The organism is Bacillus oleivorans, assembly GCF_900207585.1.
In the GTDB taxonomy this organism is placed as follows: Bacteria; Bacillota; Bacilli; order Bacillales; family JC228; genus Bacillus_BF; species Bacillus_BF oleivorans.
On the sequence record NZ_OAOP01000003.1, the window covers coordinates 381269 to 404254 of the forward strand.

A 22986-nucleotide genomic window follows, 5' to 3' on the forward strand; every position below is an offset into this window, starting at 1 on the left:
ACCCCATTTTGAATGTGTCATTCTATCATGCTGGCGCTATCTAATTTTCCACTCTCCGTGCAAAACGACCATCCCCTTATATAGAACAATCCTAAAGCGGTTTTGTTCAAAGGTGTTGACGTATATGACTTTCAGGTTGCTATCCCCTTCATCAATTAGAATGCACATTTTGTATCGATACATAACTGGAAAACGGGACCAGTTAGGGGAATTGATTGTATTGTTCTTCATACGAAATATTAATTGCGGGAATAATCGCGTTCAAAACTGATTCAGGTCGCCGCTCGAAAAAGAGTAGCTCAAATATTATAATTTTTCTCAAATAAACTAAACAACAAGAACTAACAATTCAGCAGCAGAGCCAAAATTACTTCCAGCACACTGCCCTAAAACAGATAAAATTAGTCTTTTTTATGTAAAATTTGGTACGATATAGGTAAAGAAAAGAAAGCTTGGAGGAAACGACATGTCTTTACTTAGTGTGAAACAGTTGACGGGGGGCTACACGAGAAAGCCCGTTATTCATGATATAGACTTTGATGTTAATGAAGGTGAACTGGTTGCCTTAATCGGTTTAAATGGAGCCGGAAAGAGTACAACTATTAAGCATATTATTGGATTATTGGAGCAGCAAAAAGGGTCGATTACATTAGATGGGATTACGATCAACCAAGATACGGAAGCATACCGCAAGAAATTATCATATATTCCTGAAACGCCTGTATTGTATGAGGAGTTAACACTGGAGGAGCATTTTGCCCTGACCTCGATGATGTACGGGATTGATGAAAGGGAGGCTGACTCTCGGAAAGAGGCGCTTTTAAAAGAGTTTCGGATGGAGAAACGGCTCGAATGGTTCCCTGCCCATTTTTCAAAGGGAATGAAGCAAAAGGTCATGATTATGTGTGCCTTTTTAGTCGAGCCGAAGCTATATATTATTGATGAGCCGTTTGTCGGGTTAGATCCAATCGCGATTCAGTCGCTGCTTAATTTACTGTCAAAAGAAAAACAAAAGGGCGCTGGTATTTTGATGTCGACACATATTTTGGCAACCGCAGAACGGTATTGTGATCGCTTTATTATCATACATAATGGCAAAATTATAGCAAAGGGTACGTTAACTGAGTTGCGGGATTTTTGCGGAATGCCCAATGCGACTTTAGATGATATGTATTTATATTTAACAAAGGGACAGGATTCAAATGAATAGTCAAAAGCTATGGAATGAGCGATTCCAGGGACATTTAAAGGATTATCAGAAATATTTACGATATATGTTTAATGATCACCTATTAATTGTACTTCTATTTGTAATTGCAGGCGGTGCACTCCAATACCAAGCTTGGCTTCAAACGATTGAAGCTGATTTTCCCGCAGCTGTCATTTTGGCCGTCATTCTTCCGTTATTAATAACGAGAAGCCGAACCGCAACTTTTCTGCATGAGGCAGATCAGGCATTTTTACTGCCGGCTGAGACGCGTATGCGTACCTATTTTTGGCGTTCCGGGATCTATAGTTTTATCATTCAGTCAATAGCTTTAATGGTGCTGCTTTTCGTTTTATTTCCGATGTACAGCCAAGTAGATGGATTGCAGTCCTACATAACGATTTTACTTTTCATCCTCGTCTTAAAGGCCATGAATCTTTGGCTGCGCTGGATGGTCATGAAAGAAAGGGGAGCAGTACGAACCTATAGCCCAATTGTACGATACTTAGTAAATGCAACTGTTTTATATTTTTATTTGGAAGCTGAATACATCTTTACAATCATACTATTCATAATCCTGGTTATTTTGATAACAGTGGTATACACAAATACACGGAATAAGCTGCTAAAATGGGATGAGCTCATCCAGGATGATACACAAAGAACTTATCAGTTTTATCGATTCGCTAATATGTTTACCGATGTTCCAAAATTAAAGAGCCGTGTGAAACGAAGACGAATTCTTGATTTTCTCCTCCCGGCTAAAACTGTGAAAAATAATGGATATCTTTATTTGTTTTCACGGACGTACGTAAGATATGGGGATTATTTTGGCTTAACAATTCGACTTTCTGTTATCGGCTTTCTCGTAAGTTTTCTGCTAGAAACAGAATGGTCGATGCTTGCAGCCACTTTTATAACCATTTATTTAACTGGATTTCAGCTCGTCCCTTTATTTAAACAGAATGCTCATCTTCTTTGGGTGAGACTCTACCCGGTTCAAGCAAAAGTGAGGATTCAATCCTTTATCCGATTTTTAACAACCGTTCTTTTGGTGCAGCTCATCATTTTATCTAGTGTGTTTTTATTGCATCAGAAATGGGTCTTTTTCGCAATTAGTGTCATAGCAGGTTATCTTTTTATCTTTTTCTTCATGAAGCACTATATTGAAAAAAGAATTCAAAAAGGGTAACGCTTATAACCTATTGAGGCAGGGGGGAAGTACCATGACCGAATATGAACAGCGTGCTCTTTCTGAACTTGAATTCTGGAAAATCAAACAAACTAACAAAACAAGTTCATTGAATCGGGCTGCCAAACGAGTACAAGCTAAAATAAATGAATGGATTCCAAAGAAAGTTCATGCGGTAATCACGGAAAGCATTAAGGGAATGGTCCAAACCGCTCTGGCAGGTTCAAGCATCAAAAGTATGGAACCGCTTGTTGGGGAGGAGCTTGAGCTAAGAGAGAAACTGGCGCTTGAAAAAGTAGAGGTCTATAAAAAAGCAGCTGCTATTGAAGGATCGGGAACTGGCGCGGGAGGAATATTCTTGGGATTGGCTGATTTCCCGTTGCTTCTGACGATCAAACTAAAGTTTTTATATGATGTATCTAGTATTTATGGGTATGATCCAAAAGAATACGAAAACCGCATCTACATCTTATATGTATTTTTATTAGCGTTTTCGAGCGATGAAAAAAGAAAGGAAACATTAGCTCTATTAGAAGATTGGGAAGCTAAAAAGGAAGAACTGATTCAGCTGGACTGGCAAACCTTCCAGCAGGAATATCGAGATTATCTAGATATTAAAAAACTGCTGCAACTCGTCCCTGGAATTGGGGCGGTTGTAGGTTTTTATGTAAATTATCAATTACTCGATCAGTTAGGTGAAACGGCTAAATTTGCTTATCGAATGAGATATTTTAGGGTCTGACCCCCGTTAGGAGGTGCAGACCCTATTTTTAATTCGAAACTTCCACTTTTTCTTCTTGGTGAGCGTGGATTGCAGCAGACCCTAACGTTTTAGCCGCAATTAACATTGCTTTTTCATTAAAATCAAAACGCGGGTGATGGTGCGGAAATGCTGTTTCAACACCATCTGGCTTTGCTCCAGTGAAGAAGAAGGTTCCTCTTACATGCTGCAGGTAGTAGGCAAAATCTTCGCCTCCCATATGTGGTTCCGTTTCTTCTACGGTAAGTACTTCAGGGATTTGTTTTGCAAGTTCAACTAAGTATTCGGTTTCTTTTTCATGGTTCACAACTGCTGGATAACCGCGGTTGTAGTCATATACGTATTCACTTTTATTAGCGAGGCAAACTCCTTTAAGAATTGTTTCGATTTCTTCTTCAATTTGATCGCGTACGGCTTCATTAAAGGTACGTACTGTTCCTGCCAGTTTTGCTTTATCGGCTATGACATTAAAAGCATTTTCGGCAACAAATGAACCAACCGTTACAACACCTGATTCAATCGGGTTGACACGTCTTGCAACAATTTGCTGAAGATGCACAACTAATTGTGACGCAGTGACGATTGCGTCTCTGGTTCGATGAGGCTGAGCTCCATGTCCGCCTTGACCTTGGATTGTGATTTCAAATCTGTCGGCAGCTGCCATTACTGGTCCAACCCGGTATTGAATAGTTCCAAGAGGCTCTGAAGACCATAGATGAGTTCCAAAAATAACATCAACGCCTTCTAAGCAGCCGTCTTCAATCATACTAATCGCTCCGCCTGGCGCATATTCTTCAGCGTGCTGGTGAATTAGAACATATTCCCCTTCAAGCTCATCTTTCAGTTCATGAAGGACCTTGCCTAATACTAAGAGTGTCGCTGTATGTCCATCATGACCGCATGCATGCATGACACCTGGAACTGTCGATTTATAAGGGACATCTTTTTCGTCTTGGATTGGGAGAGCGTCAAAATCAGCGCGTAAGGCAACCGTTAATCCAGGTTTTGCTCCCTTAATTCTTGCGACAACACCATTTCCGCCTACATTCCCTTTCACTGAAACGCCAAGTTCACGATAATAGTTTTCTATATATTTGGCAGTCTCAAATTCTTTAAATGAAAGCTCAGGATGCTGATGCAGGTATCGTCTGATTGAAACCATTTCATCGTAGTATTGTTCAAGCTTCTGAAACAAATTGGTTTCCATTTGTTTCCCCCCCTCATAATTTCAAATAATTATAGCATGTTGTCGGAGTTTTTAGAAGATAACAAATAGAGCTTGATATTTTTCTAGCAAAACCATTTAATAAAAATTAAGGAAAAGGGGGAGAAGCTCATTGGATAAAGAAAAAACCTGGAATGTACTTTATTTACTTACCATTCCAGCCATGATTGTGTTTATCTGGATGTATTCAATTGCCAAGCAGCCAGAGCTTACCGCATTTGATTCAGTTATTTTTAATATAGTGGACTCGATTTCTAGTGAAGGTCTTTTAACTTTTGCAGAAAATATAACGATAGTGGGTTCTAAACTAATCATTGGCGGGGGCGCTTTTCTGCTCTTGCTTTGGGTATGGTTTATGCGAAAAAATTATTTAGGCATCGCTATACTTGTTCTTGGTGTCGCAGGCAGTAATTTCCTAAAAAACTTAATTAAAGAATGGGTTGGACGCGAAAGACCTGAGTCAGCTGTGATCATAGAAGAAGAGTTTGCTTTTCCAAGCGGTCATGCCATGGTATCCATCTGCTTTTACGTGTTACTGGCATTTTTTATAGCAAAAGAGTTTAAATCTAGATCTGCGAAACTAATGATTTATGCAAGTAGTCTTCTGATTTCATTCGTTTCGGGAATGAGCCGAATCATTCTTCATGTTCATTATCCTTCAGATGTAACTGGGGGATATGCCTTAGGATTTGTTTGGTTAATGTTTTGTTTATATATCTATAGGACGTTTGCAGGAAGGTTTCCGAAAAAGGAAAACTAGCTTCAGAAAGTTGTGTTGCATCTTAAAAGAGAGTAAAGTGTTTATCATTACATAAAAAATTTGCCAGGAAAGGGTGAAGAAGGTGTCACTTGACAGTGTAAAGGCACATTTTAGACAGTGGAATCGGGAACAGGATATTATGGAATTTGAGACATCAAGTGCTACGGTTGAACAGGCAGCTGACACCATTGGCGTCCTCCCTGCCCGCATTGCAAAGACACTATCCTTTAGAGGAGAAGACGATAAGGCGATTTTAATTGTTGCAGCTGGTGATGCCAAAGTCGATAACAAGAAATTCCGTCAAGTTTTTGGTTTTAAGGCCCGTATGCTCACGCCAGATGAAGTGTTAGAAAATACCGGGCATATGATTGGCGGTGTCTGCCCGTTTGGTTTGAAGAAAGATTTGGACGTCTACCTCGATGTCTCGCTGCGGCGCTTTCAGACGATTTTTCCTGCATGCGGCAGTACCAACTCTGCCATTGAATTGACGATAGACGAACTTTACGAATATTCATCTGCCAAAGGTTGGATTGATGCTTGTAAAGGATGGGAAGAGGGAGCAGAGACTCAAGAAAAGGTATCTGCAGATTTAGCTTAATAAAAAATCGAAAAAAGTGTACAAGGCTCAAAAGGATTCTTTTGTACACTTTCTTTATTGCTCTCTAATTTACGTGTTTTCACCTGACTAAGGGGCTAGCCCAATTTTCTTTACGGACATTGGTTCCGCTATTTGCTGCAAAACCAGGGATTTTTAAAAAAATAGGACACTGGTTCCGTTATCATGTCAAAAACAAGCGATTTTTGATTGGATTTCGGTAAATAACGGATCGTATGTCCTATAATTTTTCAAAACTGAGTTTTTTTGAGAAATAGCGGAATGTATGTCCTTTAACATATGGGATGTGGCAACTACCGGGGTTTTACGGATATTGGATCGCCTCCAAATTTCGGAACAACGATTACGATAATGTGTAATACCTAATGTTTTCGTTTATTGATGATTTTTTAGAACATAGCGGGCAGTATGTCCTTTTAGAAATATGTTAGATTAAGAACATCGTCACAATAGTTGTAACAACTAAACCAATCGTCACAGGAAGTAAATTTCTTCGCGCTAATTCGAATGGGTCAACATTACAGATGGCTGCTGCCGGAATGAGTGCCCATGGGACAAGGGTTCCGCCCCCTACCCAAATCGCTGAAATTTGACCAAGTGCTGTTAAAGTAGGGGCGCCGCCATCAATCGATGCAGAGAAGATACTTGCGATCGAGCCAGCCAGAGATATTCCCGAAAAACCCGATCCATCTAAACCGGTTATCGCCCCTACAGCTGTTAAAGTAATCGCTCCAATTTCTTTCGTTAATGGTACAAGGTAGGCTAACCCAACACCAAGATCGTTAACAATACCGTTAGAGGTTTTCGGTAAATAATCACCTATAATTGTCTGGAATCCCGCATCTCCCAGATAAAAAAACGCTGCAATAGGGATCACAGGCCCAAAGACTCTGAAGCCAAATTGGAAGCCTTCTATTAAATAGGAAGTTGTTTTTTCAAGTCCTTTGTCTTTGTAACTTATAAGTGTAATTAAAAGTAAAATAAAGATCGATGTTCCACCCACAAGGGCTGTAGCGTCACCGCCAGTCAAATCAAACTGAAACATCGCCCATACATCTAAGGCGAAAAGAATCGGAATTAAAAAGGCAAATAGCTTCTTTATATTATCTGATAAAAGCCCGCTCTTAACACTTTTCTCTGTTTCAAATGATTCCTGATCCTCACCTGTGAGCTTTAGCTTTCCTAGTCTCATATCCCTTTTAAGAAAAATAAAGGCGGTAATAGTTGTGACTATCCCCATCACAATGACTAAAGGAATACTGGCATTGATCACCTCTTGAACCTCTAATCCTGCCGCATCTGCCGTAAGCTTTGGTGCTGCCTGTATAATAAAGTCTCCAGAAAGGGCAATCCCGTGACCAAAAAGGTTCATCGCCATCGCAACGCCTAAAGCGGGCAAACCGACGCGAATGGCTACAGGTAAGAAGACAGCGCCAATTAGAGCAACTGCAGGGGATGGCCAGAAAAACCACGAAATCAGCATCATCACAATGCCAATGGTCCAGTAGGCGAGCGAGGGATTACGAATCAATTTGGTAAAAGGAGAGATCATCACATCATTGATTTCTGTATCAGTAAGTGTTTTACTCATGGCTACAATAATAGAGATAACGAGAATCGTTGGCAGAAGCTCCTTGATTGCATAGGTGAATCCATTAAAAATGCTCATGACAGAAGTTGTAACTTCTCCAGTTGCGGATAAGGCAATTAAGAAAATCCCAATTATACAGACTAGTGTTGTATCCCGTCTTTTCACCATAAAGCCGATGATTATTGCGATAAAAGCAACATAGATCCAATGAATCGCAGTCATTTCAACACCCATATTATTACCTCCTCATCATGAATTGGGTGTTCCAGAAGTATTACAGAATATGTACAGCAGGAGTAATGGGTGAATGACTATCCGTCTCGAGACGGAAATCAAGTTCGACCTCAAGGATGTTTATTTTTTACTAGCTTCCTAGTAAACTACTTATAACTAGGAAAGATAGAAGGGAAATGTGGAATATATGAGGCTGTTTCCATTAGTTTTATTAGGAATAGGAGTTATTTTGCTCCTTGTTAATTTCGGTGTCATTTCCTTGGAAATAAAGGAGATTTTTGTCGTAATTTTTCCTTTTTTCATTTTATTAATCGGTGTAAAGTGGCTGTATAGTGGAATAAAAAGATCCTCCTTGTTTTTAGTTCTGTGCGGAGGGTTCGCTTCCATCTTTTCAGCTTTGTTAATCCTTGATCTGTTCGGCATCTATGAATTTGCCTTTTCAGACGGGTATAAACTTTGGCCAATCCTGTTGATATTGCTCGCGATATGGATGCTCGGCAGTAATAAAAGACCAAAAGTAAAAGTTGAAAAAGGTGGCAAAAGTAAACAGGAGAGTCAAAGCTCTGAAAGAAAAAGCAAATCTGAAAAAGTTGATTCAATAAAAGATAAGTCCGACACAATCGGCGATGAATTCGATCATAGTGTAGATGAATTTGACATAATCGGTAATGAATTTGAAGCGATGGGCGATGAATTTGACAAACTGGGGGAAGAGATGGAGGACCTTAGTGACAAGATTAACCGAGAGGTTCGGGAAAAATTAAATAATATCAAAATCGATATCTCTAAATCAAATGACAGCCCTGGAAAAAAGGTAAGCATTCAAGTTGGCAGAGATGAAATTGATCATATGAAAGAACAAGCTGTTAAAACTTTCGGAGTATCTCATATGGCAATGAAGGAACCTAATTGGGAGTTAACCCCGTTAAACCTTAAATCAACCGTTGGAGATTATTATTTTGATTTTAGCAAGGCGTATATCCCAGATGCAGAAATAGATATTACGATTAAGACATGGGTCGGAGATATCAAAATGATAGTTCCTGACGATATTCCGATTAAAGTGGATACGAAAATGACCTTTGGTGATGTAAAAGTAATGGGAAACTATTGGGGCGGAAATTGCAGCTATACCTCCACTAATTATGATGATGCCACAAGAAAGCTAAATATTAAGATTAAAAGCTGGGTTGGGGATGTTCGAATTGAAAGAGTATAGAAGCCTGAATATAAACAAAGGTGTTAGAGGATTATTATTTCAAGAGTTTACAAGAATGGCAGTAACTGCGAGTCTTTGTATTTTTGCGGAGATTCAGCTTTACTTATTGATATCCAGAAGCGGGAAGAATTTTTTAATTGATTCCTTATGGATCTCATTTTTAGCAGTCATAACCATATTTCTGTTTTCGTTTTACTATACGTTCCGTTCCTCATCACTTGTTAAAAAACAAACGGATGATTTATCAACATACGTAACCCAGCTTAGGAGAGGAAAATGGAAAGAAAGACTGCATTGGCAAGATGAAAATGAGTTTTCAATTATTGCAGAGGATTTAAATGCATTGGCAGAGCATATTGAAGAGCAAGTTGATACTTTGCAGCGTTTAGCAGAAGAAAAGTCTATTTTAGCTCAGCAAGCACAAACTGCTGCGGCCATTGAAGAAAGACAAAAGATTGCCCGTGATCTTCATGATTCGATCAGTCAGCAGCTGTTTGCCTTAACGATGCTCTCTTCAGCTGCGCTTAAAGGGGAACGTACCAGGGAAGATCTGCTGGATTCCTTGAATGAAATTTCAAAAATATCGGCTCAATCCCAGCTTGAAATGCGTGCACTCCTGCTGCATCTTCGCCCGATACAGCTTGAAGGGGAATCATTAAGTGATGCTACGATTAAGCTTCTTCGTGATATTCAGCAAAAATTCCAGATAAAATGTCAGGCCAGTATTGATGAAGTTCCGCCATTGCCTCAAGCAGTAGAAGAGCATTTGTTCCGGATTATCCAAGAGGCTATTACTAATATTTTAAGACATTCTGGAGCCACCCATTTAAAGTGTCAATTAACAGAAAGAGGCGATTCCATTTATGTCTATATTGCTGACAATGGTATGGGTTTTCAATTAGATTCGGCAAAGGCTGGATCTTACGGTCTCTCTACGATGAAAGAAAGGTGTGAGGAAATAGGCGGGATATTTACCGTCCGGTCTATTCCTGAAAAAGGAACTTATATTGAAGTATTGGTTCCAATCAAAAGGGGTGAATACATTGAATCCAATTAAGGTAATGGTAGTCGATGACCACGATTTGGTTCGTAAAGGAATTTTATCTTATTTAAGAACAGATTCTGATTTTCAAATAGTAGGAGAAACGGATAGCGGAAACAAAGCAGTATCTCTTGTTGAACAAGTAAATCCAGATGTCATCCTGATGGATTTAGTCATGGAGGATGGTGATGGCATTAGTGCGACTAAGAGGATTATTGAAAAACTCCCGCAAGTCAAAATTATCATTTTAACAAGCTTTTATGATGATGAAAAAGTTTTTCCGGCAATCGAAGCTGGGGCTTTTAGCTACTTGCTGAAAACAGCTAAAGCTGAAGAAGTGGTGGAAACGGTGAAAAAGGCTTATAAAGGTGAACCAGTGATTGAAACAAAGGTGGCATTTAAGCTATTGAATAGAGTCCGCAAAACGGACCCAAAACCTCATGATTCGCTGACAGAAAGAGAACTCGAGGTGCTTAGTTGTTTAGGAGACGGTCTGACGAACCAAGAAATCAGCGATGAGCTATTTATTGGGATAAAAACCGTTAAGACTCATGTAAGTAATATATTAAGTAAGCTCGGCGTCCAAGATCGAACACAAGCCGCGATCTACGCAAACCGAAACGGACTTGTTAGGTAAGAGTAATTCGTAACGCATAAGCAGAGGCAGGCATTAACCCTTCTCTGCCGGCAAAGTATATTGAGAGAGATAAGAGGGGCCAGAGAAAATCTTCTGCACGGAAGAAGGACCATCCAGGCTCTCTTGTTTTTCGTGCGCCTGGGCAAAAGATGCAGACTCTTTCCACTGAAGAAAAGCTGATTCTTTTTCCCACAAGGTAAAAACGATATAGGTATCGCCTGCTGCAGGACGAAGAAGGCGAAAGACTTTAAATCCTGGTTCTTTTTCAATCATTTTCACGTGAGTTTTAAAACGGTATTCAAAGATAGGGTGTCCTTCTTCTGTGACAGGGATATGATTCATCACGGCAAAACCTGATTGTTCCAAAGTACCTGCAGCTTCAATGACTTCATATTTGCGCCCGGATTTAAAAATGGAAGACCCTTCTGTTTCATAATAAAGCAGAGCAGTCTTAGGATTTAGCATTAAATACATCTGCTGTTCTGCATGTTTCTTTTTTAATGAAGCCAGATATTCATATGTTCCATTGGTCATATAAACAAACATCTAACATCCCCCTATTGTTTAAACAGCTATTCCCATACTCTTCAAAATGATAAAAGAAAAAGGCAATTTCATGACAATCCCACAGTAATAGTATACAACTTAGGAAAAATGCCTTATATTGAAAAGCGAAATCTATTACATACTTATTTTACACATATATTATTTTTTCTTTTATTTACATTGTATTACAATGTTTATTAGTGAAAAAGAAAGGCGTGACTTTAGCCATGATTACCAATGATTCATTATTGAAAGCAGCAAGAGGTGAAAAAACGACACACGTTCCTGTTTGGTATATGAGACAAGCAGGAAGATCTCAGCCGGAATATCGTGCCCTAAAAGAAAAGTATTCTTTATTTGAGATTACACACAACCCTGAATTAGCTGCATATGTAACACGTCTGCCTGTAGAAAATTACGGGGTAGATGCGGCCATTTTGTATAAAGATATTATGACACCACTGCCAGGAATGGGCGTACATGTGGAAATTAAAAATGGAATCGGACCTGTCATTGATAACCCAATTCGTTCTTTGCAAGACATCGAACGCCTGCAGCCCCTGCAGCCAGAGGAGCATGTACCTTACATATTAGAAACGATTCGGCTGCTGACCAAAGAACAGTTAACGGTTCCATTAATCGGGTTTGCGGGTGCACCGTTTACTTTGGCGAGCTATATGATTGAAGGCAGACCATCGAGAGACTATATTAAGCTAAAATCATTCATGTATAGTGAACCAACAGCATGGTTTGCTCTGATGGACAAGCTGAAAGACATGACAATTACGTATCTAAAGGCCCAGATTAAGGCAGGGGCAAGCGCCCTGCAAATCTTTGACTCCTGGGTTGGGACGCTTAACCGTCAGGACTATCAGTATTTTGTTAAACCAGTTATGTCTGACATCTTTGCCAACCTTCAGGAAGAAAATGTTCCGATGATTTATTTTGGAGTAGGGGCCAGTCATTTAGTTCAAGAATGGAATGAACTTCCTGTTGATGTGATTGGCTTGGATTGGCGCATGCCGATTAGGGAGGCAAGAGCCATGGGAATTAAGAAAGCGATCCAAGGGAACCTGGATCCGACTTTATTAGTAGCTCCTTGGCCTGTTCTTGAAGAAAAAGTAAAAGAAATTTTAGACTCAGGGTTAGAACAGCCAGGATATATCTTTAATTTAGGCCATGGTGTATTTCCTGAGGTACAGCCGGATACGTTAAAAAAATTGACACAGTTTATTCATGACTATTCAAGTGAAAAACTAAATAAATAAGTATATGATAAATTATATGAAGCAAAAAAAGGTGTGAACAAAATGACAAAAAAGAAGATGGGTCTACTTGTAATGGCATATGGTACCCCTTATAAAGAAGAAGACATCGAACGCTATTATACTCATATCCGCCATGGAAGAAGACCATCGGATGAACAGCTAGAAGACTTAAAAAGCCGTTACCGTGCAATCGGCGGGCTATCTCCATTAGCTAGCATTACGGAAGAACAGGCTGCAAAACTAGAAGAGCACTTAAATTCATTTCAAAACGAAATCGAATTTAAAGCATATTTAGGATTGAAGCATATCGAGCCATTTATTGAAGATGCAGTTGAACAAATGCACAAAGATGGAATTGAAGAAGCAGTTAGCCTTGTGCTGGCTCCGCATTTTTCTACTTTTAGCGTTAAATCCTACAATCAGCGTGCAAAAGATACGGCAAAAAAACTTGGCGGTCCATCCATTGTTTCAGTGGATAGCTGGTATGATGAACCTAAATTTATTAAATACTGGGCGGACCGTGTGAAAGACGTTTATGCACAAATGGACGAAGCAGAGAAAGTGAAAGCCGCTCTTATAGTATCTGCACATAGTTTGCCGGAGAAAATCCTTCAATACGGAGATCCATATCCTGAGCAATTAGCATTAACGGCTAAGATGATCGTTGAACAAGCCGGTGTTAAAAACTATGCGGTTGGCTGGCAAAGTGCTGGTCAAACACCGGAACCATGGCTTGGTCCGGATGTTCAGGATTTAACAAGAGAATTATATGAAGAAAAAGGATATCGCTCCTTCGTTTATATTCCGGTCGGATTTATTGCGGAGCACTTAGAAGTTCTTTATGATAACGATTATGAATGTAAAGTCGTTACTGAAGAACTAGGGGCTAAGTATTATAATAGACCTGAGATGCCAAATACAAATCCTGAATTTATTGATGCGCTGGCAACTATTGTTTTAAAAAAATTAAACAAAGCTTAAAATCGAAAAACTGTGTATTATGAATGAATATGTGTTTATTATGATTCTTTTTGACCCCGCGTATGATAGCCGGGGTTTTTCTTTTTTATAGAGGATTCTGCTGTTGCAAATAGAAAATATAAGTGAGCCATTAAAATTCGCTGAGAGGATTGATTAAAATGTACCAAACGATTCAAGGCTTTCTCAGATCTTGGAAACATGAGGCACGTTCTACACACCGAATATTGGAGAGTTTAACAGATGAATCACTAAAACAAGAAGTAACGCCTAATGACCGTACGCTTGGAAGAATTGCCTGGCATATTACTATAACGATTCATGAAATGATGTCACGGACCGGATTGAAATTTGAAGCTCCTGATGATCATGCACCTGTTCCAGCAACAGCTAAAGAAATTGCTGATACATATAAGAAGGTGAATGAAGCTTTTATAGAGGCGATTCAAACACAATGGACGGATCCTTCCTTAAAGGAAATGAGTGATATGTATGGAGATCAGCAGCCGAATGGTATTTTCTTAATGGTTCTCATTAACCATCAAATTCATCATAGAGGTCAAATGACGGTTTTAATGCGGCAAGCTGGATTACAGGTGCCAGGCGTGTATGGGCCAGCGCGTGAAGACTGGAGTAAAATGGGGATGGAGGCACCTGCCATCTAAGCTATAAGTGAATAAAAAAATTAGGGGCTGTTATCTTTTTTAGATGACAGCCCTCTATACTTATATTGAAGGCATTGAAGGTGAAAAAAAGGAGCTATTGCTGATTAAGCTTGGTGAACCTGCAGGCAATCGTCGCAAATATTGCCATAGCACTCATGCTGTTCATCAATTGTTTTCCCGCAGGATTGACACTCTTTTTTCGGCAATGAACGGAAGAACTCAAGAACATTTTGCAGCATCATGGATCCCTCTTTTCGGTTTGATCGTTTATATTATATTGTATTATAACAGTTTAAAATATGCACCATTGTTTTAATACAATTTTCGATTATTTTTTAACCAAAAATAAAGAATTGATTGACGTTAGAGTTGCATTGATGCAGAAAAAACCGTTATTTTGTACAATAGGAGAATAGGATTCATTTCTAAAAATGGAGTGATGATATGGAACTTACTGTTGTTGGGTTTCGCGGCGGATATCCTGGAAAAGATGAAGCCACCTCGGGTTACATATTAGAAGAAAATGGATTTCGTTTATTAATGGACTGTGGCAGTGCTGTTATATCACACTTGCAAAGATATATACAGCCTGAGGAATTAGATGCTGTGATTGTTTCGCACTATCATGCGGACCACGTAGCAGATATAGGGATTCTTCAGCATGCCAGATTGATCCAATCCTTTTTAGGAAAACAGATGCCGAACTTGCCGATTTATGGCCATCAAGAGGATATGGCTGAATTTCAGGAGTTAACATATAAGCAGATAACAAAAGGAATCGCTTACGACCCTAATTCTAAGCTGCAAGTTGGACCTTTTTCGATTACTTTTTTACGGACCAATCATCCAGTTTCATGCTTTGCGATGAGAATCGAAGCTGGCGGTAAAGCGCTTGTCTATACAGCTGATACTTCCTTTAAGGAAGAATTTATTGATTTCAGTAAAGCTGCTAATTTATTGGTCTGCGAATGTAATCTTTATAAGGGGCAGGATGGAAAAGCGGCGGGTCATATGACAAGTGAGGAAGCCGGAAACTTAGCAGCAAAGGCTGGAGTCGGTTCATTAATTCTGACCCATTTACCCCATTATGGAGATGTGTCACAGCTGGTACAGGAAGCAAAAGAGAATTATAATGGACCTGTTGCCTTAGCCCATAGCGGACTTCAGGTAACGCTTTAGAAAAGAGGAGGAAACATCGATGTTATTTATTGATAATCAGGGAATTACAGATCCTAGAATAAACCTTGCGATTGAGGAATACGCACTTAAACACTTAGATATTAATGAATCATATCTCTTGTTTTACATAAATCGTCCATCCATTATTATTGGGAAAAACCAAAATACGATTGAAGAGATTAATACCGAATATGTAGAAAAAAATAATATAATCGTTGTCCGCAGATTATCAGGCGGCGGTGCTGTCTATCATGATTTAGGAAATTTAAATTATAGCTTCATTACAAAAGATGACGGCAACAGTTTTCACAATTTCCAAAAATTCACTCAGCCCGTGATTGATGCATTAAAAACAATGGGTGTCAATGCACAGCTGAGCGGCCGCAATGACATTGAGGTAGAAGGCAGAAAAATCTCCGGGAACGCCCAATTCTCGACAAGAGGACGCATGTTCACACATGGAACATTACTGCTTAACTCTGAAATTGAAAATGTCGTATCAGCCTTAAAAGTGAAGAAAGAAAAAATTGAATCAAAAGGCATTAAGTCAATCCGAAGCAGAGTCGCCAATATCTCCGAATTTTTAGCTGAGCCAATTACAATGGAAGAGTTTCGCTCAAAACTTCTTTCTTATATTTTTAATGGACAAGAAGAAATTCCTGAGTATAAACTCACCGAAAAAGACTGGGAAAAGATTAATGAAATCTCAAAAGATCGCTATCAAAATTGGGATTGGAACTTTGGAAAATCTCCAGCCTTTAACATGCAGCACTCTCACCGTTTCCCGGTAGGAACCATCGAATTCAGACTTGAAGTCAATAAAGGAATCATTGAAAACTGTAAAATCTACGGAGACTTCTTTGGAGTGGGCGATGTATCAGACATCGAAAACAAGCTAAAAGGTACTCGCTACGAAAAGTCCGCCATTGAAGAAGCACTGCAAGAAGTTGATCTCAAGCATTACTTCGGTAATGTAGAAAAGTACGATTTGTTAAACTTGATTTATTAATATTTTTTGACTCTGTGTCCTATGAGGGGCGCAGAGTTTTTTATTTTTACTGAGCTGTCGAAGTGCAACAATGTACTTAAAATAGTATGTAACCCGAGCAAGACGGCACATAAACGGTGCGGAGTGGCACATAAACGAAGCGGAATGGCACATAACCCGAGCAAGACGGCACATAAACGGTGAGGGACGGCACATAAACGGAGCAAGACGGCACATAAACGAAGCGGGACGGCACATAACCGGAGCAAGACGGCACATAACCCGAGCAAGACGGTACATAAACAGAGCAAGACGGCACATAACCCGAGCAAGACGGCACATAAACCGCGAGAAACGGCACTTAAACATCCAGGACCTTTAATGCAACAATCCCAACAAAATCCAGTACCCCACACTCTGCTGCCAGCAACGTTTACATAATGCCCCACTTATTTATTCATTAGACAGATATATCCTTCACTCATTTAAAACTCCCCATAAAAATTTCAAAAACCACACTCATATCTATCATGAAAACCCTTACATAACAATACATATAGGACAAAAGGGTGAAGGAGGGACTAGATGTGAATATTTTACTCATTTGTGCGGCTGGGATGTCAACCAGTTTACTCGTAACAAAAATGCAGAATGTCGCCAAAGAAAAAGATGTGAAGGCAACTATCTGGGCAGTGTCTGCAGGAGAAGCAAAGGATCATTTAGACAAGGCAGATGTTGTTTTATTAGGGCCGCAAGTGAGATACAAGCTGGCTCATTTTAAAAAAGAGGGGGAACAAAGGGGAATTCCAGTCGATGTCATTAATCCGGCCGATTATGGGCGTGTCAATGGAGAAGGGGTTTTAAACTTTGCCTTATCGCTTTTGAATAAAAATTGAGGGTGATGAACATGGATAGGTTCATTTCATTTTTAGATAAGTATGTGATGCCGGTTGCGGGACGCATTGCGGAACAGAGACATCTTCAGGCGATTCGTGATGGATTAATTTTAGCGATGCCACTATTAATCATTGGCTCTCTTTTCCTGATTTTGGGCTTTATCCCGATTACCGGCTATGATGAATTTATGGCCAATACGTTTGGTGAAGCATGGAGAGAAAAGCTGCTTTATCCTGTCGGCGCGACATTTGACATTATGGCTTTAATTGTAAGTTTTGGTGTCGCATATCGTTTAGCAGAAAAGTATAATGTCGATGCCTTGTCAGCTGGAGCTATATCGGTTTCCTCTTTTCTGCTAGTCACACCCTACAAAGTACCTTTCCTTGCAGAAGGTGCAACTGAAGCTGTGATGGTTGGCGGTGCTATTCCTGTAACATTAATGGGAAGTCAGGGGCTCTTTGTTGCGATGATTATGGCTGTATTGGGTACTGAAATTTACAGATACGTTATTCAAAGAAATATTGTGATAAAGCTTCCAGATGGCGTTCCGCCTGCTGTTGCCAAGTCGTTTGTAGCGCTAATACCAGGCTTTATTGTATTAGCTGTTATGTGGATCATCAGACTATTAATTGAAATGACCTCTTTTGAAAGCGTTCACAATATTGTGAGAGATATATTAAGTGCTCCATTAAGTGCGTTAGGTTCCAGTCTACTTGGGGCCATGGTAGCGGTATTGTTTATTCAATTATTGTGGTCCTGCGGGTTACACGGAGCCGCTATTGTTGGGGGAGTAATGGGACCAATTTGGCTATCCCTTATGGATGAGAATCGGCTTGCGTTTCAAAATAATCCGGATGGGGAACTGCCAAATGTGATTACCCAGCAATTTTTTGACCTCTGGATCTACATCGGGGGTTCAGGTGCAACACTAGGGCTTGTCATTATGATGCTCCTTTTTGCAAAAAGTCAGCAGATGAAAAGCTTAGGCAGACTTTCAATTGGCCCGGGAATTTTTAATATTAATGAGCCGATTACATTTGGGATGCCGATTGTCATGAATCCGCTCCTGATTATTCCATTTATTTTAGCTCCTCTTGCGATTGTACTGATTTCTTACTTCGCGATGGCGACTGGAATTGCCGCAAAGCCGAGCGGGGTTAGTGTTCCATGGACAACACCAGTGCTCTTCAGCGGGTATTTGGCAACTGGCGGAAAAATATCAGGGGCGATTTTGCAGCTTGTCAACTTCCTTGTCGCGATGGCCATCTATTATCCATTCTTCCGTATCTGGGATCGTCAAAAGCTAAAAGAAGAACAAGGAGCTTAACCAATGAAGCTTATCGTCAATGCCGATGATTTCGGCTATTCAGAAGGCGTTAATCATGGAATCATGGAGGCATTTTACCATGGGGTGGTTACATCAGCCACCCTTATGGTAAATATGCCGGGTGCGGGTCATGCTTTTGCGTTAAAACAAGCTAATCCGTCTCTTGGGGTTGGCATTCACTTGGTATTAACCTGCGGGAAGCCTCTTTGTGAAGATGTTTCGAGTTTAATGAATGAAGAAGGATACTTTCAAAAAGGCAAGAACTTTCTCGATGAGGCGGAGCCAGAAGAAATTCGGAAAGAGTTGACGGCTCAGTTTACTAGATTTGTAGAACAAGGCGGCTTGCCCACTCATATTGATAGCCATCATCATGTTCATGCTCATGAGAAAGTATCGCCGATAGTAATAGAGATTGCGAAAAAATATTCTCTTCCAATTAGAATGACTCGGCCCAATTCAGAGGAACTGAAGAAAGCAGCTATCCTGACGACCGATTTTTTAGCCCACACATTCTATGGGGAAATGGCAACTCGTGATCATTTGATTGAATTGCTGGAGACAATCAGCGAGTTTGAAACTGCGGAACTAATGTGTCATCCGGGCTACGTGGATGAGGCTGTTATAACCGGAAGCAGCTATAATGTTCAGAGATTACAAGAATTGGAGATCCTAAAGGACCCAAGCTTAAAACAGGAATTAGCTAAAAGAAAGATAGAGCTAACTCACTATGGGTCTATCAAGGGGTGAACAGATGGAAACAGCAGAACAACTTGCTTTTCAGCTAATCTTGCATAGCGGGAACGGAAGAAGCTTGGCGATGGAGGCACTCTTACTTGCAAAAGAAAAAAAATGGGATGAAGCCGAGCAAAAATTAGAGGAAGCCAATCAGGAGCTCATAGAAGCTCATTCTATTCAAGCGGGCTTATTAACAAATGAGGCTAAAGGTGAAAAAGTTTCGATTTCATTGCTTTTTATCCATGCTCAGGATCATTTGATGAATGCCATTACGGTAAAGGAATTGTGTGAAGAAATATTGCAGCTTTGGAAACATCTTGGGGAGGTGAGCTCTTCATGAGCAAGCAGGGATTAAAAATTGCCACGATCGGCGGAGGTTCAAGCTACACTCCAGAATTGATAGAAGGATTTATTAAGCGTTATAACGAGCTTCCAATTAGAGAACTATGGCTTGTTGATATTAAAGAGGGAGAGCATAAATTACAGGTAGTGGGGGAATTGGCGAAGCGGATGGTTCAAAAAGCCGGCGTTCCAATGGAGATTCATTTAACCCTGGACCGAAGAAAAGCATTAGAGGGAGCCGATTTTGTCACAACGCAATTACGGGTGGGACTCTTAGATGCCCGTATTAAAGATGAAAAGATTCCTTTGAAATATGGGGTAATTGGCCAAGAAACAAATGGGCCAGGGGGACTCTTTAAGGGATTACGAACGATTCCGGTCATTTTAGAAATTGCAGAAGAAATTCAGGAGCTTTGTCCAGATGCCTGGCTCATCAATTTTACGAACCCTGCAGGAATGGTAACGGAGGCCGTATTACGTTATTCCAGCCATCAAAAAGTAGTAGGGTTATGCAATGTTCCGATTGGTATGCGAATGGGAATCGCCAAAATTTTAGGGGTCGAAGCGAGCAGAATTCAAATTGATTTTGCTGGCTTAAATCATATGGTTTATGGTCTCCGTGTATACAAGGACGGGGTTGATATAACAGACCAGGTGTTAGAAGAGCTTACGAACCCGACCAATAGTGTATCAATGAAAAACATTGTCAATCTTGGCTGGGAGCCTGATTTTATTAAAGCCTTAAAAGTTCTGCCTTGTCCGTACCATCGCTATTATTATCAAACTAGTAAAATGCTTGAGGAAGAACTGAAGGCAGCTGAGTCAGTTGGAACGAGGGCAGAGGTTGTGAAACAGCTGGAAGAGGATTTGTTCGAGCTCTACAAAGATCCTCATTTAAACATAAAGCCTCCGCAATTAGAAAAACGGGGAGGAGCTTACTATAGCGATGCAGCCTGCAGTCTGATCCATTCGATGTATAACAATATAGGAGATATCCAGCCGGTCAACACGAAAAACTTGGGCGCAATTGCCAGTATTCCTTATGATTCCGCGGTAGAAGTAAACTGTGTAATTACGAAGGATGGACCAAAACCAATCGCGATTGGTGACCTTCCTGTGCCGGTTCGAGGACTTGTGCAGCAAATTAAGTCCTTTGAAAGAGTGGCTGCAGAAGCTGCTGTAACAGGAGATTACCATACTGCATTATTAGCCATGACCATCAATCCGCTTGTCCCGTCTGATACAATTGCCAAGCAAATAGTAGATGAAATGCTAGAAGCTCATAAAGATTATCTTCCGCAATTTTTTAAATAAAATCTATGAAGAGGCTGACATTTAAGGTACATGTTGGCCTCGTGATTTTATTGTTTTTTTATAATTTTTAAAATATAATAATATTTGAATATTGAATGAATACTCATTCATAAATAGGGGAGGGAAAATATGAATATCACGGAAAAGCTTAGAGAAACGGCAGCTCGAGTTCCCGCTAAGCCAGCGTATTATTTTGCAGGGGAAAGCAAATCCTACGCTGAATTAGAGGGGGCTGTAACGAAGTTTGCAAGTGGTCTGCAGAAGATTGGGATCCAAAAAGGTGACCATGTAGGACTCATATTAGGGAATTCACCGTATTTTGTAATCGGCTTATATGGGGCATTAAGAGCAGGAGCAACTGTCGTTCCGATGAATCCGCTTTATACTCCAACGGAAATTGGCTACATGCTTGACAATGGGGATGTAAAAGCACTGATTGCCTTGGACCTTGTGCTGCCAGTATTAGAAAAAGTACATACCTCTCTTCCAAAAGTTGAATCTTTCATTCTTTGCGAAACTCCAAAACAAGAGGGAGATTCCCCATTAGATTTAGGGAGTTTATCGATTTACCCTAAATTGCAAGCGTTTACAGAGGTGTTGGAGAAAGGGGATTTATCTTTCGCGCCAGTTGACGTAAAAGAGGATGATACTGCGGTTATCCTGTATACATCTGGTACGACAGGCAAACCTAAAGGGGCAATGCTGACTCACAAAAATTTATTTAGTAATGCTCATGACATCGCGGAGTATTTAAAATTCAATGAAGAAGACCGCGTTATTACAGCTTTGCCAATGTTTCACGTTTTTTGCCTAACCGTCGCTTTGAATGCTCCATTAATGAAAGGAGCAACTCTACTTATCGTGCCGCGGTTTAGTCCGAAAGAAATTTTTGATTTAGGAAAAACCATGAATCCAACCGTTTTCGCTGGCGTTCCAACGATGTACAACTTCTTGTACCAATATCCAGAAGGAAACCCGGACGATTTGAAGTCTCTTAGACTTTGTGTTTCTGGGGGAGCTTCCATGCCGGTTGCCCTGCTTAAAAATTTTGAACATAAATTTAAGGTGGTTGTTTCAGAAGGCTATGGACTCTCGGAAGCCTCTCCCGTAGCCACCTTTAATCCGCTCGACCGTCCGCGAAAGCCTGGGTCTATCGGAACATCCATAAACAATGTAGAAAATAAAGTGGTGGACGCAACTGGCGAGGAAGTACCCATAGGTCAAGTCGGGGAATTAATTGTAAAAGGTCCTAACGTGATGAAGGGATATTATAAACTACAGGAAGAAACTGTGGCCACCATTAAGGACGGCTGGCTTTACACTGGGGATTTAGCGAGAATGGACGAAGAAGGCTACTTATATATCGTCGATCGTAAAAAGGATATGATAGTTGTTGGCGGATACAATGTGTATCCTCGCGAAGTGGAAGAAGTCTTGTATAATCATCCTGATATTGTGGAGGCAGCTGTTGTAGGAATTCCGGATCCAGCCCATGGAGAAGCTGTTAAAAGCTTCGTGGTTTCCAATAATCCCGATTTAACAGCCGATGACTTGATAGAATATTGCTCTTTGCATCTCGCTAAATACAAGCTTCCTAGTTACGTAGAATTTATAGACGAACTTCCGAAAAACGCAACCGGAAAAATTTTAAGAAGATCTTTAAAGGAAATAGCAGTTGAGACTAAATAAATTTTTGATGAAGCTGGAGATGATTCTCCAGCTTTTTGCTAGGTCTTTGCGGCTCCTGGTGAGTGAGCAGGAAGGCGAATTATTGGTTTTAATACTAGAACCCTGTCCTTTATCGCCCAAATAATTGTGGAAACCGTCCAATTATATTTTTCATCGCCCAAAAAAATCGGTGAAGCCGCCCAATTATATATTTCATCGCCCAAAAAAAGGTGAAGCCGCCCAATTAAATATTTCATCGCCCAAAAAACCGCGAGAACCGCCCAATTAATTTTTCCAGCGCCCAAAAAAACGGTGAAGCCGCCCAATTATATTTTTCATCGCCCAAAAATCGGTGAAGCCGCACAATTATATTTTTCATCGCCCAAAAACCGCGAGAACCGCCCAATTATATTTTTCATCGCCCAAAAATCGGTGAAGCCGCCCAATTATATTTTTCATCACCCAAAAAATCGGTGAAGGCGCCCAATTATATTTTTCATCGCCCAAAAAATCGATGAAGCCGCCCAATTAATTTTTCCACCGCTCAATAAGTTCCCTGGAAGCACAAATCGCTCCAATTGTCCAAAACCTACATC

At 40.2% G+C, this 22986-nt stretch carries 23 protein-coding genes; 19 read left to right on the forward strand and 4 right to left on the reverse strand.

Annotated features, from left to right (window positions below; genetic code table 11):
- Positions 1-466 precede the first annotated feature (466 nt).
- Genes CRO56_RS09185 through CRO56_RS09195 form a run of 3 tightly spaced genes read left to right on the forward strand, consistent with a single transcriptional unit; the run spans position 467 to position 3141 of the window.
- Positions 467-1210 (forward strand): ABC transporter ATP-binding protein, encoded by a 744-nt coding sequence (locus CRO56_RS09185; RefSeq protein ID WP_097158310.1) that lies wholly within the window; start codon positions 467-469, stop codon positions 1208-1210.
- Entirely contained in the window at positions 1203-2399 is a 1197-nt protein-coding gene (locus CRO56_RS09190) for an ABC transporter permease (RefSeq protein WP_097158311.1), read from the forward strand. Before CRO56_RS09185 ends, CRO56_RS09190 begins: the two co-directional genes overlap by 8 nt.
- Before the next feature lie 34 nt (positions 2400-2433).
- The gene (locus CRO56_RS09195) at positions 2434-3141 is read left to right on the forward strand and encodes an EcsC family protein (protein WP_097158312.1); all 708 of its coding nucleotides are present in this window, start codon (positions 2434-2436) and stop codon (positions 3139-3141) included.
- A 28-nt stretch (positions 3142-3169) separates the two neighbouring features.
- On the opposite strand, the gene CRO56_RS09200 is transcribed toward CRO56_RS09195, so the two are convergent.
- On the reverse strand, positions 3170-4366 hold the full coding sequence (locus CRO56_RS09200; RefSeq protein WP_097158313.1) for a M20 family metallopeptidase: 1197 nt from the start codon (positions 4364-4366) through the stop codon (positions 3170-3172).
- Positions 4367-4496: 130 nt separating this feature from the next.
- Between CRO56_RS09200 and CRO56_RS09205 the strand changes: the two genes are divergently transcribed.
- Positions 4497-5144, forward strand: coding sequence for a phosphatase PAP2 family protein (locus CRO56_RS09205; RefSeq protein ID WP_097158314.1), 648 nt, complete (start codon positions 4497-4499; stop codon positions 5142-5144).
- Positions 5145-5226: 82 nt separating this feature from the next.
- Positions 5227-5742 (forward strand): YbaK/EbsC family protein, encoded by a 516-nt coding sequence (locus CRO56_RS09210; protein ID WP_097158315.1) that lies wholly within the window; start codon positions 5227-5229, stop codon positions 5740-5742.
- A gap of 445 nt (positions 5743-6187) precedes the next feature.
- On the opposite strand, the gene CRO56_RS09215 is transcribed toward CRO56_RS09210, so the two are convergent.
- On the reverse strand, positions 6188-7585 hold the full coding sequence (locus CRO56_RS09215) for a hypothetical protein (protein ID WP_097158316.1): 1398 nt from the start codon (positions 7583-7585) through the stop codon (positions 6188-6190).
- Positions 7586-7772: 187 nt separating this feature from the next.
- Between CRO56_RS09215 and liaF the strand changes: the two genes are divergently transcribed.
- Genes liaF through CRO56_RS09230 form a run of 3 tightly spaced genes read left to right on the forward strand, consistent with a single transcriptional unit; the run spans position 7773 to position 10483 of the window.
- Positions 7773-8804, forward strand: a complete 1032-nt coding sequence (gene liaF / locus CRO56_RS09220; protein ID WP_245855751.1) for a cell wall-active antibiotics response protein LiaF — start codon at positions 7773-7775, stop codon at positions 8802-8804.
- Positions 8791-9861 (forward strand): sensor histidine kinase, encoded by a 1071-nt coding sequence (locus tag CRO56_RS09225; RefSeq protein WP_245855726.1) that lies wholly within the window; start codon positions 8791-8793, stop codon positions 9859-9861. Before liaF ends, CRO56_RS09225 begins: the two co-directional genes overlap by 14 nt.
- Positions 9862-9865: 4 nt before the next feature.
- A complete protein-coding gene (locus CRO56_RS09230) occupies positions 9866-10483 on the forward strand; it encodes a response regulator (protein WP_097158408.1) in 618 nt (205 codons plus the stop codon).
- A 33-nt stretch (positions 10484-10516) separates the two neighbouring features.
- Here the strand turns inward: CRO56_RS09230 and CRO56_RS09235 are convergent, their stop codons facing one another.
- Positions 10517-11029, reverse strand: coding sequence for an antibiotic biosynthesis monooxygenase family protein (locus CRO56_RS09235; protein ID WP_097158318.1), 513 nt, complete (start codon positions 11027-11029; stop codon positions 10517-10519).
- Positions 11030-11256: 227 nt separating this feature from the next.
- On the opposite strand from CRO56_RS09235, the gene hemE reads away from it, so the two are divergent.
- The 3 genes from hemE to CRO56_RS09250 all read left to right on the forward strand — a co-directional run bounded on the left by hemE (position 11257) and on the right by CRO56_RS09250 (position 13940).
- A complete protein-coding gene (gene hemE / locus CRO56_RS09240) occupies positions 11257-12297 on the forward strand; it encodes a uroporphyrinogen decarboxylase (RefSeq protein WP_097158319.1) in 1041 nt (346 codons plus the stop codon).
- 42 nt (positions 12298-12339) lie between these two features.
- Positions 12340-13278, forward strand: coding sequence for a ferrochelatase (hemH, locus tag CRO56_RS09245; RefSeq protein WP_097158320.1), 939 nt, complete (start codon positions 12340-12342; stop codon positions 13276-13278).
- 158 nt (positions 13279-13436) lie between these two features.
- Complete coding sequence (locus tag CRO56_RS09250) at positions 13437-13940, forward strand: DinB family protein (RefSeq protein ID WP_097158321.1); 504 nt, start codon at positions 13437-13439, stop codon at positions 13938-13940.
- Between the two features lie 104 nt (positions 13941-14044).
- Here the strand turns inward: CRO56_RS09250 and yhfH are convergent, their stop codons facing one another.
- Positions 14045-14179, reverse strand: coding sequence for a protein YhfH (gene yhfH / locus CRO56_RS09255; protein WP_097158322.1), 135 nt, complete (start codon positions 14177-14179; stop codon positions 14045-14047).
- A gap of 205 nt (positions 14180-14384) precedes the next feature.
- On the opposite strand from yhfH, the gene CRO56_RS09260 reads away from it, so the two are divergent.
- The 8 genes from CRO56_RS09260 to CRO56_RS09295 all read left to right on the forward strand — a co-directional run bounded on the left by CRO56_RS09260 (position 14385) and on the right by CRO56_RS09295 (position 22411).
- Complete coding sequence (locus tag CRO56_RS09260; protein ID WP_097158323.1) at positions 14385-15119, forward strand: MBL fold metallo-hydrolase; 735 nt, start codon at positions 14385-14387, stop codon at positions 15117-15119.
- A 19-nt stretch (positions 15120-15138) separates the two neighbouring features.
- Positions 15139-16128 carry a lipoate--protein ligase gene (gene lplA / locus CRO56_RS09265; protein WP_097158324.1) on the forward strand — a complete coding sequence of 330 codons (990 nt, stop codon included), beginning with the start codon at positions 15139-15141 and terminating at the stop codon, positions 16126-16128.
- A 566-nt stretch (positions 16129-16694) separates the two neighbouring features.
- Positions 16695-17003 (forward strand): PTS sugar transporter subunit IIB, encoded by a 309-nt coding sequence (locus CRO56_RS09270; protein WP_097158325.1) that lies wholly within the window; start codon positions 16695-16697, stop codon positions 17001-17003.
- A gap of 11 nt (positions 17004-17014) precedes the next feature.
- Complete coding sequence (gene celB, locus CRO56_RS09275) at positions 17015-18331, forward strand: PTS cellobiose transporter subunit IIC (RefSeq protein WP_097158326.1); 1317 nt, start codon at positions 17015-17017, stop codon at positions 18329-18331.
- Between the two features lie 3 nt (positions 18332-18334).
- Positions 18335-19078 carry a chitin disaccharide deacetylase gene (chbG, locus tag CRO56_RS09280; protein ID WP_097158327.1) on the forward strand — a complete coding sequence of 248 codons (744 nt, stop codon included), beginning with the start codon at positions 18335-18337 and terminating at the stop codon, positions 19076-19078.
- Between the two features lie 4 nt (positions 19079-19082).
- Positions 19083-19406 (forward strand): PTS lactose/cellobiose transporter subunit IIA, encoded by a 324-nt coding sequence (locus CRO56_RS09285; RefSeq protein ID WP_097158328.1) that lies wholly within the window; start codon positions 19083-19085, stop codon positions 19404-19406.
- The gene (locus CRO56_RS09290; RefSeq protein ID WP_097158329.1) at positions 19403-20722 is read left to right on the forward strand and encodes a 6-phospho-beta-glucosidase; all 1320 of its coding nucleotides are present in this window, start codon (positions 19403-19405) and stop codon (positions 20720-20722) included. Before CRO56_RS09285 ends, CRO56_RS09290 begins: the two co-directional genes overlap by 4 nt.
- 129 nt (positions 20723-20851) lie before the next feature.
- Positions 20852-22411, forward strand: coding sequence for a fatty acid--CoA ligase family protein (locus CRO56_RS09295; RefSeq protein WP_097158330.1), 1560 nt, complete (start codon positions 20852-20854; stop codon positions 22409-22411).
- Positions 22412-22986: the final 575 nt, after the last annotated feature.

What these genes read in the sequence shown, in the direction of transcription:
- lplA (WP_097158324.1), top strand. Translation starts at nt 15,139, where the DNA reads ATGTTATTTATTGATAATCAGGGAATTACAGATCCTAGAATAAACCTT.
- liaF (WP_245855751.1), top strand. Translation starts at nt 7,773, where the DNA reads ATGAGGCTGTTTCCATTAGTTTTATTAGGAATAGGAGTTATTTTGCTC.
- yhfH (WP_097158322.1), bottom strand. Translation starts at nt 14,179, where the DNA reads ATGCTGCAAAATGTTCTTGAGTTCTTCCGTTCATTGCCGAAAAAAGAG.
- CRO56_RS09185 (WP_097158310.1), top strand. Translation starts at nt 467, where the DNA reads ATGTCTTTACTTAGTGTGAAACAGTTGACGGGGGGCTACACGAGAAAG.
- CRO56_RS09295 (WP_097158330.1), top strand. Translation starts at nt 20,852, where the DNA reads ATGAATATCACGGAAAAGCTTAGAGAAACGGCAGCTCGAGTTCCCGCT.
- CRO56_RS09235 (WP_097158318.1), bottom strand. Translation starts at nt 11,029, where the DNA reads ATGTTTGTTTATATGACCAATGGAACATATGAATATCTGGCTTCATTA.
- CRO56_RS09200 (WP_097158313.1), bottom strand. Translation starts at nt 4,366, where the DNA reads ATGGAAACCAATTTGTTTCAGAAGCTTGAACAATACTACGATGAAATG.
- CRO56_RS09250 (WP_097158321.1), top strand. Translation starts at nt 13,437, where the DNA reads ATGTACCAAACGATTCAAGGCTTTCTCAGATCTTGGAAACATGAGGCA.
- hemH (WP_097158320.1), top strand. Translation starts at nt 12,340, where the DNA reads ATGACAAAAAAGAAGATGGGTCTACTTGTAATGGCATATGGTACCCCT.
- CRO56_RS09230 (WP_097158408.1), top strand. Translation starts at nt 9,866, where the DNA reads ATGGTAGTCGATGACCACGATTTGGTTCGTAAAGGAATTTTATCTTAT.
- CRO56_RS09260 (WP_097158323.1), top strand. Translation starts at nt 14,385, where the DNA reads ATGGAACTTACTGTTGTTGGGTTTCGCGGCGGATATCCTGGAAAAGAT.
- celB (WP_097158326.1), top strand. Translation starts at nt 17,015, where the DNA reads ATGGATAGGTTCATTTCATTTTTAGATAAGTATGTGATGCCGGTTGCG.
- chbG (WP_097158327.1), top strand. Translation starts at nt 18,335, where the DNA reads ATGAAGCTTATCGTCAATGCCGATGATTTCGGCTATTCAGAAGGCGTT.
- CRO56_RS09285 (WP_097158328.1), top strand. Translation starts at nt 19,083, where the DNA reads ATGGAAACAGCAGAACAACTTGCTTTTCAGCTAATCTTGCATAGCGGG.
- CRO56_RS09215 (WP_097158316.1), bottom strand. Translation starts at nt 7,585, where the DNA reads ATGGGTGTTGAAATGACTGCGATTCATTGGATCTATGTTGCTTTTATC.
- CRO56_RS09290 (WP_097158329.1), top strand. Translation starts at nt 19,403, where the DNA reads ATGAGCAAGCAGGGATTAAAAATTGCCACGATCGGCGGAGGTTCAAGC.
- hemE (WP_097158319.1), top strand. Translation starts at nt 11,257, where the DNA reads ATGATTACCAATGATTCATTATTGAAAGCAGCAAGAGGTGAAAAAACG.
- CRO56_RS09195 (WP_097158312.1), top strand. Translation starts at nt 2,434, where the DNA reads ATGACCGAATATGAACAGCGTGCTCTTTCTGAACTTGAATTCTGGAAA.
- CRO56_RS09190 (WP_097158311.1), top strand. Translation starts at nt 1,203, where the DNA reads ATGAATAGTCAAAAGCTATGGAATGAGCGATTCCAGGGACATTTAAAG.